Source organism: Streptomyces sp. NPDC059524, assembly GCF_042749255.1.
Taxonomy (GTDB): Bacteria; Actinomycetota; Actinomycetes; order Streptomycetales; family Streptomycetaceae; genus Streptomyces; species Streptomyces xanthii.
Genome location: NZ_JBHYTK010000002.1, coordinates 37,340 through 41,261, shown reverse-complemented (window position 1 = coordinate 41,261; position 3,922 = coordinate 37,340). Strand labels below are relative to the sequence as shown.

Below are 3,922 nucleotides of genomic sequence, written 5' to 3'. Positions count from 1 at the left end.
CCTGAGACAGCGGGGCTGGGCCTCCCGTGGTGGGGCCCCCCCGGCACGCCGCCCACCCCCCCCCCCGCGCCCCTTCGGCTCACTCGCCGACCTCATGACAGGGCCTCCGCACTCGCTCGGGCCGCCCAGGTCGCGAAGCGTTCGCCGTCCTCGCGCTCCGCCTGGAAGTTCTTGAGCACCCGCTCGATGTAGTCGGGCAGCTCGGCCGAGGTGACCTTCAGGCCGCGGACCTTGCGGCCGAAGCCGGCCTCCAGGCCGAGCGCGCCGCCGAGGTGCACCTGGTAGCCCTCGACCTGCTCGCCGTTGTCGTCCAGGACCAGCTGACCCTTGAGACCGATGTCCGCGACCTGGATACGGGCGCAGGCGTTCGGGCAGCCGTTGAGGTTGATGGTGAGCGGCTCGTCGAACTCGGGCAGGCGGCGCTCCAGTTCGTCGATGAGCTGCGCGCCGCGGCCCTTCGTCTCGACGATCGCCAGCTTGCAGAACTCGATGCCGGTGCAGGCCATCGTGCCGCGCCGGAACGGCGACGGCTTGACCTGGAAGTCCAGCGCCTCGAGGCCCGCGACGAGCGAGTCGACCTGGTCCTCGGCGACGTCGAGGACGATCATCTTCTGCTCGACGGTGGTGCGCAGGCGGTCCGAGCCGTGCGCGCCGGCCAGCTCAGCGATCTTGGTGAGCGTGGCGCCGTCCACCCGGCCGACGCGCGGGGCGAACCCGACGTAGAAGCGGCCGTCCTTCTGCCGGTGGACACCGATGTGGTCGCGCCACTTCTGCGAGGGCTCGGCGGGCGCCGGGCCGTCGATCAGCTTGCGCTCCAGGTACTCGTCCTCCAGGACCTGGCGGAACTTCTCCGGGCCCCAGTCGGCCATCAGGAACTTCAGACGGGCGCGGTTGCGCAGGCGCCGGTAGCCGTAGTCGCGGAAGATGCCGACCACGCCGGCCCAGACGTCGGCGACCTCGTCCAGCGGCACCCAGGTGCCCAGACGCTCCGCGAGCCGGGGGTTGGTGGACAGGCCGCCGCCGACCCACAGGTCGAAGCCGGGCCCGTGCTCGGGGTGCTCCACGCCGACGAAGGCCACGTCGTTGATCTCGTGGACCACGTCCTGGACGGGGGAACCGGAGATCGCGGTCTTGAACTTGCGCGGCAGGTTGGAGAATTCCTTGTTGCCGATGTAGCGGTCGTGGATCTCGTCCACGGCGGGCGTGCCGTCGATGATCTCGTCGTCGGCGATGCCGGCCACCGGGGAGCCGATGATCACGCGGGGGCAGTCGCCGCACGCCTCGGTCGTGGACAGGCCCACGGCCTCCAGCTTCTCCCAGATCGCGGGCACGTCCTCGATCCGGATCCAGTGCAGCTGGATGTTCTGCCGGTCGGTGATGTCTGCGGTGCCGCGCGCGTACTGCTCGGAGATCTCGCCGATGACGCGCAGCTGCGCCACGGTGAGCCGGCCGCCGTCCACGCGCACGCGCAGCATGAAGTAGCGGTCGTCCAGCTCCTCCGGCTCCAGGACGGCCGTCTTGCCGCCGTCGATGCCGGGCTTGCGCTGGGTGTACAGGCCCCACCAGCGCATGCGTCCGCGCAGGTCGTTGGGGTCGATCGAGTCGAAACCGCGCTTGGAGTAGATCGTCTCAATGCGTGTCCGCACATTGAGACCGTCGTCGTCCTTCTTGAACTGCTCGTTGCCGTTGAGCGGCGTGTGGTGGCCCACGGCCCACTGGCCCTCGCCGCGGTGACGGCTCACCTTGCGGCGGGGCGCGGCGGTAGCGGGCTTTTCGGGGGTGGCAGCCATGGGTGTACGTCCTTCAAGAAAGGCTGAGGGCGGCTCTGAGCAGCACACTTCGCGCTGCGGCGCGGCGGTGCGCAGGGGGTGACGGGTGAAGCGGGAGACGCGGCGGTGCTGTGCGGTCAGCGCGCCGGACAGATGGCGCTGGACATGCGGCCGAAGTCGACGTGGCGTCGACTCACCAAGGCGGTTCCAGCTGTAGACATGACGGAAGCGTGTCATGGGACTTTGGACCTGGTCCACCATCGTCCAAAATGTGGACGAGAATGTCTCGCATTGTGGAAGATGGTGGCGCCGGTCACATCGCGGGCAGGCGAAAGCTCCCCTTCTGCCCGGATCGCGCTCGGGTGGGGGCGGCTCAGACCGCCGGGAAGGCGCCGGGCCACGGGCCGGGCGTCACGACCTGCGGCTCCTCGGCCGTCTCGGTCCGGAAGAGGCGGAAGCCGCGCTTCTCGTAGTTCGCCATCGCGTGCTCGCCGTCGAGGCTGCACGTGTGCAGCCACACCCGCTTGGTCGGCGTCCGCTCGGGCCACCGCTCGGCCAGGTCCCAGGCCCGCGCGATCCCGTACGAGAGCAGGTGCCCGCCGATCCGGCGGCCGCGGAAGGCCGGGATCAGACCGAAGTAGACGATCTCCACGGCGCCGTCGTCCTGCGCGTCCAGCTCCACGTACCCGGCCGGCGTGCCCCGGTCGTACGCGACCCAGGTCTCCGCGCCGGGACGCGCGAGCTGCTCCTCCCACTGTGCGTACGTCCAGCCGAGGCGGTCGATCCACTTGATGTCGCCGCCCACGGAGGCGTACAGGAAGCGGCTGAACTCGGGGGAGGGGACCTCCGCGCGCACGATCCGCAGGGTGTCCCCCGCGGGCGGGGCGGAGGGGCGCAGATCGGCGGGAGAGGTCTGTTCGAGCGACCAGGTGGTGACGGTGGTGGTGCTGCTGTTCATGTCACTCATCGGATCATGTCGGACAGACTCTGGCCAAGGGTGTTCAGGATGCGGGAGGATCCGCGACGCGCAGCAAGTCACCTCCCACGTCCCACCCCATCCGGAGGATGTTCGATGTCCCACCGCACACCCCGCGGTCTGCTCGCCGCGGCCACCCTCACCGTGGCCTTCTCCACGCTCGCCGCTCCCGCCCTCGCCGCGCCCGCGGCGCCCCAGGGCCGCATCTTCATGGTCAATCCCGTCCAGTCCTCCGGTGACCAGGCCCTGACGGACGGCAAGGACGCCGCGTCCGCGATCCCGGAGGCCGCCTACGCCTCCGCGGCCCTGCGCAACCTGGACTCCAGCGGCGGCCTCACCGGCAAATGGGCCTACGTCAGATCGGACACGGGCGCCTCCGCGAAGGTCGCCGACGCGGGCACCTACACCCGGCACGACGACCAGTTCGAGCAGGTCATGGCCTACTTCTGGGTCAACGAGGCGCAGGAGTACCTGCAGTCGCTCGGCTTCGGCAGCGAACTGCGCGGCGCCAACGACCGCGCCCAGCCCGTCCGCATCAACCAGTGGGGCGCGGACAACTCCTTCTTCACCGACAAGAAGGCCGAGATCCGCTTCGGCAAGGGCGGCGTCGACGACGCCGAGGACGCCGAGGTGATCGTCCACGAGTACGGCCACGCCGTGCACAACGCCCAGGTCCCCGGCTTCGGCACCTCCGAGGAGGCCGGCTCGATCGGCGAGGCGTTCGGCGACTACCTCGCCGTCGCCGTCGGCGACCACGCCGACGCGAAGTACGGCTGGCCGCGCAAGGCGGACCTCGCCTGCGTCGCCGACTGGGACTCCACCTCGTACACCTCCTCCGCCCCGCACTGCCTGCGCCGCGTCGACACCGACAAGACGTACGCGGACAAGGTGGGCGAGGTGCACGCGGACGGCGAGATCTGGTCGCGGGCCCTGTTCGACATCCGCGGCGCCCTGGGCGCCCGCACGGCCGACCGCATCATCGTGAACGCCCAGTTCGACTTCGCCCCCGACACGAGCTTCTCGGCGGCCGCGCAGGCGACGATCGCGACGGCGGAGAAGATGTACGGCGCGAAGGCGGCGTCGACGGTCCGCGCGGCGTTCGCCGCCCGCGGCATCCCGGGCGTCTGATCCGCGGCAGCCACCCCTGTGGTGGGGGCGCGGGGGGGTGAGGGACAGT

3 protein-coding genes are annotated in these 3,922 nt (G+C 70.7%); 1 reads left to right on the top strand and 2 read right to left on the bottom strand.

The window, feature by feature from the left end:
* Nucleotides 1–92: 92 nt before the first annotated feature.
* On the bottom strand, nucleotides 93–1,790 hold the full coding sequence (locus ACFW9D_RS00535; RefSeq protein WP_188336280.1) for a nitrite/sulfite reductase: 1,698 nt from the start codon (nucleotides 1,788–1,790) through the stop codon (nucleotides 93–95).
* 352 nt (nucleotides 1,791–2,142) lie between these two features.
* Nucleotides 2,143–2,727 carry a GNAT family N-acetyltransferase gene (locus ACFW9D_RS00530; protein WP_188336279.1) on the bottom strand — a complete coding sequence of 195 codons (585 nt, stop codon included), beginning with the start codon at nucleotides 2,725–2,727 and terminating at the stop codon, nucleotides 2,143–2,145.
* A gap of 114 nt (nucleotides 2,728–2,841) precedes the next feature.
* Here ACFW9D_RS00530 and ACFW9D_RS00525 point away from each other — a divergent pair, with 114 nt between their 5' ends.
* Nucleotides 2,842–3,873, top strand: coding sequence for a M4 family metallopeptidase (locus ACFW9D_RS00525; RefSeq protein WP_188336278.1), 1,032 nt, complete (start codon nucleotides 2,842–2,844; stop codon nucleotides 3,871–3,873).
* Nucleotides 3,874–3,922: the final 49 nt, after the last annotated feature.